This is a genomic window from Halomonas sp. FeN2 (genome assembly GCF_020595105.1).
GTDB lineage: Bacteria > Pseudomonadota > Gammaproteobacteria > Pseudomonadales > Halomonadaceae > Vreelandella > Vreelandella neptunia.
This window is the reverse complement of sequence record NZ_CP074200.1, coordinates 4063036-4077779: the sequence shown is the minus strand read 5'-3', so window position 1 is coordinate 4077779 and position 14744 is coordinate 4063036. Positions and strand designations below refer to the sequence as shown.

General features: G+C 57.1%; 9 protein-coding genes. 3 read left to right on the top strand and 6 right to left on the bottom strand.

Annotated elements, in window-relative coordinates:
• Positions 1-51 precede the first annotated feature (51 nt).
• Positions 52-957 (bottom strand): hypothetical protein, encoded by a 906-nt coding sequence (locus KF947_RS18750; RefSeq protein WP_227404780.1) that lies wholly within the window; start codon positions 955-957, stop codon positions 52-54.
• A 660-nt stretch (positions 958-1617) separates the two neighbouring features.
• Between KF947_RS18750 and KF947_RS18745 the strand changes: the two genes are divergently transcribed.
• Both KF947_RS18745 and KF947_RS18740 read left to right on the top strand, forming a co-directional pair.
• Positions 1618-1989 carry a hypothetical protein gene (locus KF947_RS18745; RefSeq protein WP_227404779.1) on the top strand — a complete coding sequence of 124 codons (372 nt, stop codon included), beginning with the start codon at positions 1618-1620 and terminating at the stop codon, positions 1987-1989.
• A 141-nt stretch (positions 1990-2130) separates the two neighbouring features.
• Positions 2131-3663 (top strand): class I SAM-dependent methyltransferase, encoded by a 1533-nt coding sequence (locus KF947_RS18740; protein ID WP_227404778.1) that lies wholly within the window; start codon positions 2131-2133, stop codon positions 3661-3663.
• A 150-nt stretch (positions 3664-3813) separates the two neighbouring features.
• On the opposite strand, the gene KF947_RS18735 is transcribed toward KF947_RS18740, so the two are convergent.
• Positions 3814-3987: a hypothetical protein gene (locus KF947_RS18735; RefSeq protein ID WP_223288256.1), complete on the bottom strand. Its 174-nt coding sequence runs from the start codon at positions 3985-3987 to the stop codon at positions 3814-3816.
• A gap of 411 nt (positions 3988-4398) precedes the next feature.
• Between KF947_RS18735 and KF947_RS18730 the strand changes: the two genes are divergently transcribed.
• Entirely contained in the window at positions 4399-5595 is a 1197-nt protein-coding gene (locus tag KF947_RS18730) for a trypsin-like serine protease (protein ID WP_227404777.1), read from the top strand.
• A gap of 1442 nt (positions 5596-7037) precedes the next feature.
• On the opposite strand, the gene KF947_RS18725 is transcribed toward KF947_RS18730, so the two are convergent.
• From KF947_RS18725 to KF947_RS18710, 4 genes are all read right to left on the bottom strand, one after another.
• Positions 7038-7256 (bottom strand): DUF6447 family protein, encoded by a 219-nt coding sequence (locus tag KF947_RS18725; RefSeq protein WP_133730247.1) that lies wholly within the window; start codon positions 7254-7256, stop codon positions 7038-7040.
• Positions 7257-7398: 142 nt separating this feature from the next.
• Positions 7399-7638, bottom strand: a complete 240-nt coding sequence (locus KF947_RS18720; protein ID WP_133730246.1) for a DUF6447 family protein — start codon at positions 7636-7638, stop codon at positions 7399-7401.
• Between the two features lie 62 nt (positions 7639-7700).
• On the bottom strand, positions 7701-8480 hold the full coding sequence (locus KF947_RS18715; RefSeq protein WP_223289029.1) for a SapC family protein: 780 nt from the start codon (positions 8478-8480) through the stop codon (positions 7701-7703).
• Positions 8481-8641: 161 nt separating this feature from the next.
• Positions 8642-14641 (bottom strand): DUF4347 domain-containing protein, encoded by a 6000-nt coding sequence (locus KF947_RS18710; protein ID WP_227404776.1) that lies wholly within the window; start codon positions 14639-14641, stop codon positions 8642-8644.
• Between the last annotated feature and the right edge of the window lie 103 nt (positions 14642-14744).

Sequence of the window (14744 nt, the reverse complement as noted above, 5' to 3'; positions counted from 1 at the left end):
TAACATGCTTAAAAAGATAAAGGACTTATATCAAGACCTCAGTGATGCCTTTCACTCCCCCTGCCCGCGGATCACCAACTGACCTAACGCACGGTTTACCTGGATCACCGTTGTCACAGTGCTATTACGCCTCTGCTGAGAGGTATGCCACTGCTGATTGTGTGCTGCCAAACAGGTTCTCAACGCCAACACTCGGCCCTGGTCGGGAGCGTCAGGAAGAGAAGCATTCGTTGCCAGCAGAGTGTTGCGTAGCAACGCAAACAGTGAGGCGTTCATCGGATTGCCTTTAAGAACCGTTTCGCTCGGTGCAAATTGACCCGCCTCAGTTAAGGCAATCATATAGTTACTGGCGGACTGAAACTGAACGACGCCGCTTTGGGTCACGCTCACTAATGGGAAGTAAGGAGCCAGCCCTGGCAGAATGTGATTAGGATAAAGCTGCGCTTGCCAATAGCGCGCCGCCACCCTGGAAAAATGAACAAAATCGCTGATAGGGTTTAACCGCGCATGCGCAAAAGGGAGTATCTCCACCGGTGGCTTGGTAGGGTCAACGGTATCGTTGGCCACATCCACATACAGGGTTCCCACCAAAAGCGCATTCTGAAAATAGTCACCGCGCAGATCCCCCCATACCTGTCGAACGCAGCCACCGTGGCGAACAAAGTGCATTAGCGCCTGGAGCCCCCGTGCAGCCGCCGGCTGTAGCGTTCCGGTACTAAGTCGAGGTAACCGCTGGAACGCCGCCTGAGAAATCTCCAGGCACTGACCCAGCGGATAAGCCTTGCCCTGTTTATACGGCCTCGCCTGGACTAGTTCAGGATCCAACGAGTGCCGCAAGTCTATAAAGAGCTTCTTGAGCTCACCAAGCACGGGCAGTAACCACTGCGTCGTTAATGCCTCTTGAGCAGCTTCATTTTCGATACTGGGTTCGTTGGGTAGTAGCATTATAGTTGCCATCAATCCTCGTCTTTAGCTCTCCACCCGATGTGAAAGGAAGATCTTTCACAAGCGGTGTTATAAACCGCCCGCCTCGGCAAGTTTTTGGCCCTCATCACGAAAGCCGCGTATCAATTAATTACAATAAAATGCCTGTAGCCAGCTGAATATTCTACAGTACGGTGAAGCCAAAGGCTGATAAGGCAACGACTGTTAATATCGCAACCGATGCGCAGCTTGCTCTGACGCGAAGCAACTCCAATACAGTAGAAAAGATTAACGCTTCCGTGAACACGGCGGGCGTTGACGTTAACCTAACAGCCGCAGAAGGCCTCACCTTACACCGGTTCCGGAAATACCATCATACTGGAGGAGCCGGGCGCCGTGAGCGGCGGCAAAGGGAAGGACACTTTTATAGTGGCCGATGACTCCAGCGCCGCTGCGTCTCAGGTTGGCCAGGTACGGTGATTAAGCTAACAGGGTTGTTAGATCTTACCGGCACAACTATTGATGACTTCGCCGTTGCTTAAAAGGGGTTCAATGCACTTAAAATGCACTTAAAATACATTTAAGATAACTTACCAACTCCTCTCTTAGCGTTCGTAGTGAAAAACCAGGTTAGAGTGTCGTGTGCAAAATTAACGTACCTATCTCCAGTGGGGGAATCATCAAGGAAACTGTATGGATCTTATGGATAGTCAGATGGAATTTAGCGGCAAGGTAACCATCGCGTTCGCAGCGGCTGCGTTTGTGATTGCTTTGTTGACTATAATTTTAAGCATTGTTAATACAACAGTAGCAGCTCAGGAGGGGCGTATTCAGCTGTTATTAAATAAATTGCTTGAAATAGATTTCCACGAAAATGGACAGCCCTCCCCTGAAGTACTCGCGTTGCTTCATGGTAAGACTGTTCGAGTGGAAGGGTATTTGCCCAAAAACAGGCTGATTGAAGCTATCAGGAAATTAGAACGAAAAAAAAAGGCTCTTCACCATTATCTTCTTAGCGACAGAATTGATTATGTTTTCATCACTGGCCGCTTTTTGGTTTCATAGTTTAGGCGTATAGCGTCTACCGCTCAAGGCATCTTCAATAACCCCATTTCAATATATGGGGTTTTTTAATACCTCAAAATGCGTAACTATCACCTTGAGGTTTCTGGCACTATCCTACACAAGCTACTGAAAGGTGACTCAATGAGTGATTGGACCGCTGGTTACGTGGCCGATATTGGCTATACCTACGGCTACTACGGAGAGCTCAACCCCCTACGGCTAAAGCTGGCCTTTCTCAATGCCGGGCTCGACTTTCCCGACATAGGCACAGCGTGCGAGTTGGGGTTTGGTCAGGGAATCAGTATCAACAGCCATGCAGCAGCCTCACTGGTGGAGTGGCACGGAACGGATTTCAACCCCTCACAGGCGGCGTTTGCCCAGTCGGTAGCATCAGCCAGTGGCGCCAATGCCCATTTGCACGACGACGCCTTTGATGCCTTCTGCCAGCGAGATGACCTACCGGATTTCGACTATATCGGCCTGCACGGCATCTGGAGCTGGATCTCTGATGAGAACCGGGCGGTGATTGTCGATTTCGTTCGCCGCAAGCTCAAGGTGGGTGGCGTGCTCTACATAAGCTACAACACCCAGCCGGGCTGGGCTTCCTTTGCGCCGATGCGCCATCTAATGCGCGAACATGGCGAAGTGATGGGTGCCGAAGGCCATGGCATCGTCCCCAAGGTTGACGCAGCGATTAACTTTGCCGAGCAGCTACTGGCAACCAACCCCACCTACGCACGGGCCAATCCCCAGGTCAACGAACGCCTAAACCAGATTAAAAACCAGAACCGCCAATACCTTGCCCACGAGTACTTCAACCACGACTGGTTGCCAATGCACTTCTCTACCCTGGCTGAGTGGCTATCATCCGCCAAGCTGGGCTTCGCTTGTTCGGCGCACTATCTCGATCACGTGACCGGCATCAACCTCACCCAGGAGCAGCGAGCACTGATAGAGCAGCTGCCCGACCGTCTGTTCCGCGAGACAGTGCGCGACTTTATGGTCAACCAGCAGTTCCGTCGCGACTACTGGGTCAAAGGCCCGCGCGAAGTGAATGGACTTGAACGCAGCGAACAGCTGCGCGCCCAGCGCATCATACTGACCAGCCCACGCCACGATGTTTCGTTGAAGGTTAAAGGCGCGCTAGGTGAAGCCGATATGAACGAAGCAATATATGCGCCTATTCTAGATGCGATGGCTGACCATAAGCCCCGCAGCCTGGGAGAACTTGAGAAAACTCTGCAAGAGCGGGTAAACCTCGCCCAGATCAGCGAAGCGGTCACGGTACTGATTGGCGGTGGCCACATCGCCCCGGTGCAAGACGAAAATACCCTCCAGAAAGCCAAGAAGCGCACAGACAAGCTCAACCTGCATCTAATGGATAAAGCCCGCGGGAGCGATGACGTTACCTACCTGGCCAGCCCCGTTATTGGCGGTAGCGTTAAAGTGGTCCGCTTTCACCAGTTGTTTCTGCTCGCCCGTTCCCAGGGCATACAGCAGCCCGAACAGTGGGCAGCGTTTGTTTGGCAGCTGCTTAAGTCCCAAGGCCAACAACTGGTCAAAGAGGGTAAAACAGTGCAAGGCGATGAGCAAAATATCGCCGAACTGAAGGAGCAAGCTATCGCCTTTGCCGAGCAGCAACTACCCATTTTAAAAGCCTTACACATCGCCTAACCGCTGCGCATCTCATGGGATAACCAGCGCCCACCTCCGAGCCGTTCGATAACCGACGGCAGGCGGTCAACCAGGGGGTCGCCCGTTTATCAATTGACCGGCGACCCAACTCTGCTTAGTTAATCCCACAAATATCGAGGCTTACCCGGCTTATTCTTCAGAAGGGTAAGTGGGCTGAAGCTTGATAATCAAGTGACCTGGGGAGGGCTGCGTGATCAACGCCTCATAGTGATCAGGGTGATGATCCACGTAGTGTTGGAAGCGTTCCATAACATCAATCAATTCATCGGCTAGCGCCTGTTTTTGTGAAGGTGTTAGGGGCATAGTAACTGTCCTTATGGTCGTGAATGCGTGCTGCTTTCTACACATCCCACTGTTTTTATTTATGTTTAAAACGCGATCATAGGGTTCCCTAACCCTTTGGTATGACGCACCATGTCATTATAACGTGTGACGTAACGTAAGTATTTATCGATATTAGTAACTTACAACGTTGAATGGGTAATTAAATGGAGCGTTTTGCTACTAAAAAGGCTACCGCTTGCGCGATCCGCTGTATTCTTGCCCTTGCAGAGCACCTTCGGTTGCCTTGGCCCCTAACAATCTAACGGCGAGAAAGTCTCCATCCACTCGGTATATTAGTGACTTACAATCCGACTGACGATAAACAAGATTGTCAATTATCGTGAAACCCGATGTTTGTCATCCAGCTCAATACTCAGCGAGGTAATGCACATGGTCACCGTCACCCGCGATCCTGACCGCTACCGGGTCTTACCTGGCGAAGGCTACGACGGCGTTGTCCAAGTCTTGGCTGAGGGCTTTTACGGTTCAGGCACACTGCTTTACGGCGGCCGGGCTGTGTTGACCTCAGCCCACGTACTGGAAGGCACCAATAACGTTTCGGTGCGCATGGACACTCCTGATGGGCGTATAAACCTGCCAGCCTCTCACTATGTCCTACATCCGCTTTATGAAACCAACGGTGTAAACAATGACCTCGCGTTAGTGTGGTTAACTGACCCTGCACCGGTAACCGCAGAACGAAGCGCGCTCTACCGGCATAGCGATGAACTCGGCAACGTAATAACCCTTGTTGGCTACGGCCTGACTGGCGATGGAGCCACCGGCTATATTGAGAGTGGCACTAATGCGCCCACTAAACACCTTGCTGAAAACCGCTTCGACACCACAGGAGAAGGATTGAAAGCAGCCTTTGGCCGCAGCATCAACTGGGATCCATTGGCAGGCTCTCAATTAATTATCGATTTCGACAACGGCAGCAGCGCCAACGACGCACTAGGTGTGCTAATGGGCTTAGACAATACTGGCCGTGGCGCTGCAGAAGGAATGATCGCCCCTGGCGATAGCGGCGGCCCCGCCTTTATTGGCAACAAAGTGGCAGGTATCACCACTTACTCAGCATCACTCAGCCGTAACGGCCAAACACCCGATGTGAATGACCAATTGGATAGCAGCTTTGGCGAAATAGCGGGTTTCCAGCGGGTGAGCCACTACCAGCAGTGGATCGATCAAAGCCTGCGCCAGATGGACACAAACGCCCCTACCCGATCAGAAGATGTGGTCACCTCGATTCAAGAAGGCAATAGTGGCACGCAGTTGGTCTACTTCCTGCTCGAATTTAACGGCGTGCGTAGCGACCCAGGCCAGTGGTTAAGCGTTGACTACGCCACTCGCGATGGCACCGCCAACGCTGGAGAAGACTATCTGGCGGTAGCGGATACATTAATTCTCTACCCTGGCGAAAACCAAGCGACGATTGCCGTTGAAGTGATTGGCGACATGACCCCCGAGCCGGATGAAACCTTCTATCTGGATGTGTTTAATCCGGTCGGCGGTAGTTTTGGCGTCGGTGTTGCCCAACTGACTGCCGTGCGCACTATCCTGGATGACGATGGCTGGCTAGGGTGATTAAGCACGCTTAAGCTGTGGAAGGTGGCTAGCAAGGAGCAGGGTCGCCAGCTAAAGCTCCCTTCCAAAAGTAGCTCCGACTGGCTGGAAGCATATTGTAGGAGGCCGCTTCAGCGGGCGAACAGAGTATCCGGCTGGAAGCTCAAACGGTCGCGAGCTAAAGCTCCCTCCCACAAGTGGCTCTATCAGGCTGGAAATTAATTGTGGGAGGGCGCTTCAGCGCGCGAAGGGTGCCGAAGGCACCCCTTAGGCTGATAAGGCTGGAAGCTTGAACAATCGCAAGCTAAAGCTCCCTCCCTCAAATGGCTCCGCCAGGCTGGAAGCATATTGTAGGAGGCCGCTTCAGCGCGCGAACAGAGTATCCGGCTGGAAGCTCAAACGGTCGCGAGCTAAAGCTCCCTCCCACAAGTGGCTCTATCAGGCTGGAAATTAATTGTGGGAGGGCGCTTCAGCGCGCGAGGGGTGCCGAAGGCACCCCTTAGGCTGATAAGGCTGGAAGCTTGAACGGTCACGAGCTAAAGCTCCCTCCCACAAATGGCTCCGCCAGGCTGGAAGCATATTGTAGGAGGCCGCTTCAGCCGGCGAACAAGGTATCCGGCTGGAAGCTCAAACGGTCACGAGCTAAAGCTCCCTCCCACAAGTGGCTCTATCAGGCTGGAAATTAATTGTGGGAGGGCGCTTCAGCGCGCGAAGGGTGCCGAAGGCACCCCTTAGGCTGATAAGGCTGGAAGCTTGAACAGTCGCAAGCTAAAGCTCCCTCCCTCAAATGGCTCCGCCAGGCTGGAAGCATATTGTAGGAGGCCGCTTCAGCGGGCGAACAGAGTATCCGGCTGGAAGCTCAAACGGTCGCGAGCTAAAGCTCCCTCCCACAAGTGGCTCTATCAGGCTGGAAATTAATTGTGGGAGGGCGCTTCAGCGCGCGAAGGGTGCCGAAGGCACCCCTTAGGCTGATAAGGCTGGAAGCTTGAACAGTCGCAAGCTAAAGCTCCCTCCCTCAAATGGCTCCGCCAGGCTGGAAGCATATTGTAGGAGGCCGCTTCAGCGGGCGAACAGGGTATCCGGCTGGAAGCTCAAACGGTCGCGAGCTAAAGCTCCCTCCCACAAGTGGCTCTATCAGGCTGGAAATTAATTGTGGGAGGGCGCTTCAGCGCGCGAAGGGTGCCGAAGGCACCCCTTAGGCTGATAAGGCTGGAAGCTTGAACAATCGCAAGCTAAAGCTCCCTCCCTCAAATGGCTCCGCCAGGCTGGAAGCATATTGTAGGAGGCCGCTTCAGCGCGCGAACAGAGTATCCGGCTGGAAGCTCAAACGGTCGCGAGCTAAAGCTCCCTCCCACAAGTGGCTCTATCAGGCTGGAAATTAATTGTGGGAGGGCGCTTCAGCGCGCGAAGGGGTCAACGCGATTCTGTAGTGGCATGGAGCGCCCTTATCCCGGCTGGGTGTCTCAGTGCTTGGTTTTAGATGGCTCTTTAGGTAGCTCTGCGGCTAACGCGTTGGCGTAGGCGGTACGAGCGGTTTGAAAGATCGCTAGCTGCTGGTTGAGCTTTTCGATCTCGGCATCGGTGACGCGCAGGTTCACCACCTGGCTGCGGGCAGCCTCGGAAAGCTCCGCCAGGTTGTACTCGGTGCCATCAATGGTAATGGTCTGGGGTTCGTCTGCCATGAGTCGTTACTCCTTTGTTTACATTCACCTGAGGGTGTTATCGCCCTTTTAGCTGCCTACTAAAACGCCGATTAAATAATCGGCACAAAAGGCACACAGCCCGCTAGCGCAAGACTAAACAGGCCGACCAGCAGTGTAACCCTCAATGGGTAGCCGCCGTTTTTTTCTTGGCCGCTGGCTTTTTCTTCTTCGGTAGCTCTTCCCCCAGGGCACGGGCGTAGGCGGTACGAGCGGTTTGAAAGATCGCCAGCTGCTGGTTGAGCTTTTCGATCTCGGCATCGGTGACGCGCAGGTTCACTAGCTGGCTGCGGGCAGCCTCGGAAAGCTCCGCCAGGTTGTACTCGGTGCCATCAATGGTAATGGTCTGGTTTTCATCGGCCATGATTACTTACTCCTTTGTTAAAACGTTGGGTACCACAAAAGCCATGTTCAAAGGGGCAACGGTTAATCGAAATCGAACATGAGGTCGTCATCATCCATGCCATCGAGCACGCTATCAAGGTTTTCCGGTACTTCCTGGGTAGCGCCGTGTTCAGCGTGGAACTTTGCGCGATCTGCCAGTTGGTTAAGCTGACCCATGGAGAACATCTGGGCATAGGCAAGCGCCATGGGCGCGCCCTTCAAGGTGGCGAACACATCGGCTTCCAGGTTGATAAGCGCCGCTTCATTGATACGGTAGAGACCGTTCACCGTTAACGGCTCCTGCCCTTCGCCCCGCTCAATGGTCAATGGCCACTGCTCAATCACTCCGGCACGCTGTAACGCATCGCAGGCCTGCTGGGTAGCCGCTCGGTTACGATCGCACTGGGTTAAAAAATCCAGAGTTTGGGCGGCGGTGCCCGCCAGCTTGCCTTCGTCATCAAACAGGGCGTCACCCTGGTTCTCACTGAGGTGATCTGCGTCGATGGCGAAGACTTTTTCCCCCGGCTGTTCGCTGTTGGCCAAGGTAAAGGGGTAACCGCGCAGGCTGGCGGGCACATAGGTGCCCAACCATTTGCCATTGGGGGCCACATAAAGGTTCCGCTCGCCCACCCCCAGCAACACCATGGGCTGGAAGTGCTCGCCCTCTTTGAGCAACACCACCACATAGTGGGGCAACAGTTTGGGCAGTTCCGCCAGCAGAATTCCCGCGACGTTTAGCTGATCCGCAAAGTGGTAACCATCCCTGGGCAAGTAACCAAGGCCCGCGTGCTGGCTAGGGGAAAGTGCGATCCATTGGGGCATAACAACTCTCGACTCAAAAGGCATTAATTCATTGTGGCCGCCAGTGTAACAAAAAACCCCCGGCCGAGGCCGGGGGTTTTAGGTACGCTACCTATCTATTGATAGGTATCCTTCTCAGTAATTTCTGACCATTAGACTCCACGATCACAGTAAACGCTTGTTTACCCCCACAGCCCGTCATCGGCCGGCACGACCACCCGCCCCTCGTCATAGCCGGAGCGCAGGTAATGACCCAGAGGCTCGACACTGGCCTCGGCGATGTCCGGGTTAGCCTCAAGGTATTCGCTCTGGTCGAACCATGCCGACGGGTCGCGCCCCTCCTGCCAGCCCCAGGTCTGGTAGTGCTGGTAGCCACTGTCCAGCTCGCCGCGTTGGATCGCCGCATCAACGTCCGCGTTAGCCTCGCGGTAGCCGCGCTCGTCGAACAGCGCATTGGGCGAACGTCCCTCGGCGGTTCCATAATCACGGTAGTGGGCAAAGGCGTCGACGTCGCCCGCCGCCACCGCTGCGGCGACATCGGGGTTGGCGGCCAGGTAGAGCGCCCGGTCGAAATTCATTGCCGCAGGGTCGCCCAAGCGCCCTTCGTCAGCCCCATAATGTTGGTAGTGCCACTCCCCACTGGGAATGTCGCCGGCCGCCACCGCAGCCGCGACGTCAGGGTTGGCGGCCAGATAGAAGGCCTCATCGAAGCCACTCGGCTCAATCAGTGCCGGCGCCTTGGCAAGCATGACCCGATCATCGAAGCGTAACAGTTCGATGCCTTTCAGCGTGTCGCTGCCCAGACTACCGGCATTGACGATCAGACTGCCGTCATCGGCATAACGGAACGTGGCTTCGCCAGCGTCGAGTGCAAAGCGCGCAATATCGACGCCACTGCCACCATCGAGGGTATCGTCGCCTTCACCGCCAAATAGCCTGTCGTCGCCCGCGTCACCATAAATCAGATCGTCGCCGCCCTGCGAGCCGACCAGATCACGCCCACCACCGCCATGCAGTTCATCATCACCGGCGCCGAGCACAATGGTCTGCGCCGCATCGTCGGCGCTCACCACATTGTTGCCGGCACCGCCACTGAGGGTGGTCGCGCCGATGATGCTGGCGAAGTCGATGTTATCGAGCTGGATCCGGTTGCCGCTAGGCAACGCGCTGGCATCGATGACGAACGCCTCCTGATGATCCGAGGCTGCGTCATCGACGATGCCGGTGATCAGGATCGGCGTGTTCGTTGAAGCACTGCCGCTGTCGTTGAGGACGAGCGTGCGAATGTCCAGTAGCGTGCTACCGGGCCGGCTGGCGAGCCACTGGCTGGCCACGCCGGCCTGATCGGTCAGGTTGCCGGGTTGCTTGGCATCGATGCTGCCAATCAGGTCAGCCAGTGCCTGCTGAGCATCGACGGCGCTGCGCGCCCCCTGATTGACCAGACTGACGCCGCCCGGCAGCGTGGCCGTCACCTCGTTAGCATTGCCGCTATTCTCGACCAGCTTGGTGCTGCCCGGGGTATTCCCGGTGTTGATGATCGTCTCACTCACCGAGGGCAAACCTGAAGGCATGTCCGGTTGCGACACAGGCTCGGAGACCTGGATCGGGCCGGGGGACGGATCGGGATCGGGGCTCGGCGACGTCTCCTCGACGTTGGTCACCGTCACCGCCAGGGTGTGGGCCGTTTGATCCGTGCCGTCAGCAGCCGCGACGGTCACCTCGTAGACGTTGTCGGTGTTCTGGTCTTTCGGGCTCTCGAAATCCGGCGCGCCGGTAAACGTCAACGCCCCGCTGTTGGCATCCAGCGAGAACAACGCCGCATCGGCGCCGCCGGTGATGCTGTAGACCAGCGTATCGCCCTCGGCGTCGGTAGCAGCCAGGGTGGTCACCGCCGTGGTGTTCTCGTCCATGCTCAACTTGCCAGGCGTGGTGAACACCGGTGCGTCGTTGACGCCGACGAGCGTCACGGTAACCGAATCATCGGCATCGGCCAGCGCGCCGCCACTGCCCTGCGCCCCGCTATTGCCATCACTGAAGCGATAAGCGATCTCGGCACTGGCCGGCGGCACGTCGCTGCCGTTGGCATAGGCAATCTGCTGCAGCGCGCTATTGACCCGCGCCGACGTAGCGTTGCCATTGAAGGTCAGCGTCAGCATGCCGCCGCTGTTGGTAGTCACGGTGCCGATAGTGGTAGCGCCAACGTCCAGGTCGCCCCCCTCGGTCAGCGCCCCCAGCTTGCCGGTGGCGAAAAAGCCGTCGTCGGCATTCTTCCCGCCCTGGCGGGCCAGGGTCAGGGTGGCACCGGCATAATTGCCCGCGCCGCCGTTCGCGGCATCGAGTTCGGGGTCTGCAATAGTGGCGTTTCCATCCAGCACAACGGCGGATCCGCCCTCGATGAAGCTCGGCGTGGCGTCGACGCCGGTGAAAACGGGCGCATCGTTGACGGCTTGAATACCCACCGTCACCGTCGAAGTGGCGGAAACGGCGCCATTGCCGCCGGCGGCGTCCCGCACCGTCACCGACACCTCACGGCTCGTTTCCGAGGGCGTATCGCTGGTGTTCTGATAGGCGAGATTGCTCAGCATGGCATCCAACGCTTCGCCCAGGCCCGGCTTAGCAGCACCGGTGAGCGACAGCACCAGGTCAGCCCCGTTGGTGCCGCCCGACACGTCAGCCACCTTGACGGCTGCCGTGCCCGCGTTGCCGTCATCGTCCCAAAAGACTTCCGAACCGACCAGCGTCAAACGACCATCACTGCTTTCCTGAAGGGATAGTATGTCCTCGCTGTCGGCAGCGCCCCCCGCTATGGATACCGTCAGCGCGCCGCCATTGAAATCCGTACTGTCCACGTCGCTGACGGTGGCATTGCCCCCCATATCCAGACGCACGGGCGCGCCCGCCTCGGTAAAGGTCACCGAGTCGCCGTCCAGGCCGCTCAATACGGGCGGGTTGGGCGTGACCGCAATCGTGAAACTTCCCGACGATGAAGCGTCTCCGCCGTTCAGCGTGCCGTCCCCATCGTTCAGCTCCAGCGTGAAGGAGCGGTCGCCGAGCCCCGAGGGGGCTTCGTAGGTCAGCGCGCGAATCAGCTGCTGAATAGTCGCATCCGTCGCATTGGCGTTGAGGGTGATGTTGAGCGCACTCCCCCCCTGGCCGTCGCTGGTACCATCGACCGTGCCGATGTTGGTACCGCCAACGGCGATTGTTTCTCCGGCGCTGATCGCACCATCACCCCCTGCGGTGACTTTGATGCCATCCAGCCCCCAGCTACCGTTGGTCGTGCCGGTGTTCTGGGCCAGGGTCAGGGCACCGCCATTGTAGTCGGACGAGTCGATATTGGAGAGGGTCGCATCGTCGAGCCCGGTCACGTTGACGGCGCCGCTACCGGCCGTCACCTGGCTGGACGTATCGCCGAAGACCCCACTGACCGACGGGGCGTCGTTGACCGCAGTGATATTGATCGGCACCGAGCCCATGGATACATCGCCGGAGCCATCGTTGTCGTTGACACTGAGGGATAGTGTCGCGGCACCCACACCGTTGACATCCTGCGCCGGGGTATAAATGACGTTCGAGGGCGTATCGAGGTATGAATTGATATTAGACGCGGAACCGGTGAGCACCACGCTCGACGTACCATTGCCGGATGCCGTGACCGAATACCCCGAGGGATTCGCCAAACCTATGGTGCCTGCCGAAACGGCAAGTGTTACCGAGATCGAGGCGCTATCGGGATCGACCAAGCTACTTGCCGAAATGTCGAGATTACCGGGCTGATCTTCGTTGATGGCAATCCCCGCCGGCAAATTGCTGACCGTCGGGGCATCGTTGGTCGGCGTGATACCGACCGTGATCTGATTGGTACCGCTTGCCACATCCGTGCCGTCGCTGAGCGTATAGTCGAGCGTCACCGAGCCAGGCGGGGCATCGGAGCCATTCTGATAGGTCAACCGCTGCAGAACGTCGTTGACCAGCGAAGTCGTCGCCACGGTACCTGACGACGTGAAATTGATCGTCAACGCGCCACCGCTCTGGGTGTAGGTCGCGAACGTCTGTCCACCAGATTGCAGATCGCCCCCGGATACCGTGAAGGAGGCACCGCTGGTGTCGAATCCCAGGCTATCCTCGGCATTGGCGCCACCGTGGCGGGCGATAGCCAGCGAGGCACCGCTGTAATTGCCATTGCCGCCGTTGAGCGCATCCAGTTCGATATCGGCGATGGTGACGTCCGCGTCGAGAACCACCGCAGTGCCACCCTCGGTATAGCTGGGAGTGGCATCCAGATTGACGAAGACCGGCGCATCGTTGACGGCGGCTATGTCGATGTTGCCGCTGCCGACCTGTGGGTTCACCGTGCCGTCGTTGGCATTGAGTGTGAAAGTCGCGGCATCGTTGCCATTGACGTTCGCCGCGCCGGTGTATTGAACGTTGCTGGTAGTATCCAGGTAGGTGTTGATATCGGCAGCCGAGCCGGCCAGGGTCAATGACCCAGTGCCCGAGCCGCCGACGGTCACTCCCCCGCCGCTGGCCGCTGTGAAGGTACCGGCGCTCGCCGCGAGGGTTACGGTCAGGCTGTCGCCATCGACATCCGTCAGCGTCAGCGTCGAGAGATCGAAATTGCTCGCCGTGTCTTCGGTGACCGTCACGTCAGTGGGCACGTCGCTAGCCGTAGGCGCATCGTTGGTCGGCGTGATACCGACCGTGATCTGATTGGTACCGCTTGCCACATCCGTGCCGTCGCTGAGCGTATAGTCGAGCGTCACCGAGCCAGGCGGGGCATCGGAGCCATTCTGATAGGTCAACCGCTGCAGAACGTCGTTGACCAGCGAAGTCGTCGCCACGGTACCTGACGACGTGAAATTGATCGTCAACGCACCACCGCTCTGGGTGTAGGTCGCGAACGTTAAACCATCGGATTGCAGGTTGCTACCGGATACCGTGAAGCCGGCACCGCTGGTATCGAATCCCAGGCTATCCTCGGCATTGGCGCCACCGTGGCGGGCGATGGCCAACGAGGCGCCGCTGTAATCGCCATTGCCGCCGTTGAGCGCATCCAGTTCGGTATCGGCGATGGTGGCATCTGCGTCGAGTAACACCGCAGCATCGCCCTCAATATAGCTAGGCGTAGCATTCAGATTGGAGAAAGTCGGAGCGTTGTTGGAGGGAGTGATAGTGGCCTGGAAATAGAGATCGAAGTCGTTTTGAGCCGCCCCATCCGCATACATGATGCCGCCCGTATAATCTCCATTCGAGCCGGCATCACCGTTATGTTCCATCCCCCAGTCCGGAAAACTCCCCGAATCATGCCGTAATTCGAATGTATAAATGGAACCGTTCGTGACACTGATCGGTGAATTCAGTGCCACTGTCTGGAAATGATAGTCCTGGTTATTAGAGTCCACGGAAACGGTAAACGTCTGGGAGGTCAAAGAACCACCGACGACGCCATCGCCCGAATAGACGTTGAGGGTCACGTTTCCCCCCACCTCCCCAGCAACGACCGCGATACTCGTCAGGTCGCCGCTGGCAGTGGCCGTGAACGACTGGGAAAATGTCACTCCCGTGGCATTCGTAAGCGCACTGCTATAAGCATTGCCAGGATTATTCTCGATGACAGTGGCCAGATCGTGGCTATAGCTTGCCATAGCGGCTTCGGAAAACACCGAACCGGCCGTCACCGCGCCCACGGTACGATCCAACACCCAATCCCCCGAAGTACCGATCACGGTTGTCGAGCCCGCCACGTTCTTCCCCGTCAGATCGGCAAATCCCGCGAGAAAATCGCTTCCTACCTGACCGGCAGCGACGCAACATCCGTACAGCAGTATGTCGGCCGTCTCCGACAGGGCTTTACCCCAGGTCGAGAGTTCCTGGCTGGAGGCATACAATGCCCCCAGGGTCAGCTCGGTCTGACCCAGGGTGAGTTGTCCCTCACTGCCATGGCAGACGATATGCAGGCTCTCCAGATGCGAGTATCGCGACAGAACCTCGGTCACCCATGGAATCGTAATTCGCGACCCTGGCACAATATGAACGGCCGTATCATCGTCAATGTCGCGAATCAGGGCTTCATAATCCGCCACCTCGCTGTCGATGAATACGACTCGGCGAGTGCCGCTGGTGGCTCCCGCCTTCGGAGCATTGAAAACGTGACCGCCCTGCATAAGAGTCGCGATACTCATCTTTTCACCCCTATCTACCATGAGTCACCAACGCACCGGTGGCGGGCAACCTTGTCTTGGATACTAAAACGCCACTCGCCTTCGTTACCTACGATGGTGAGTG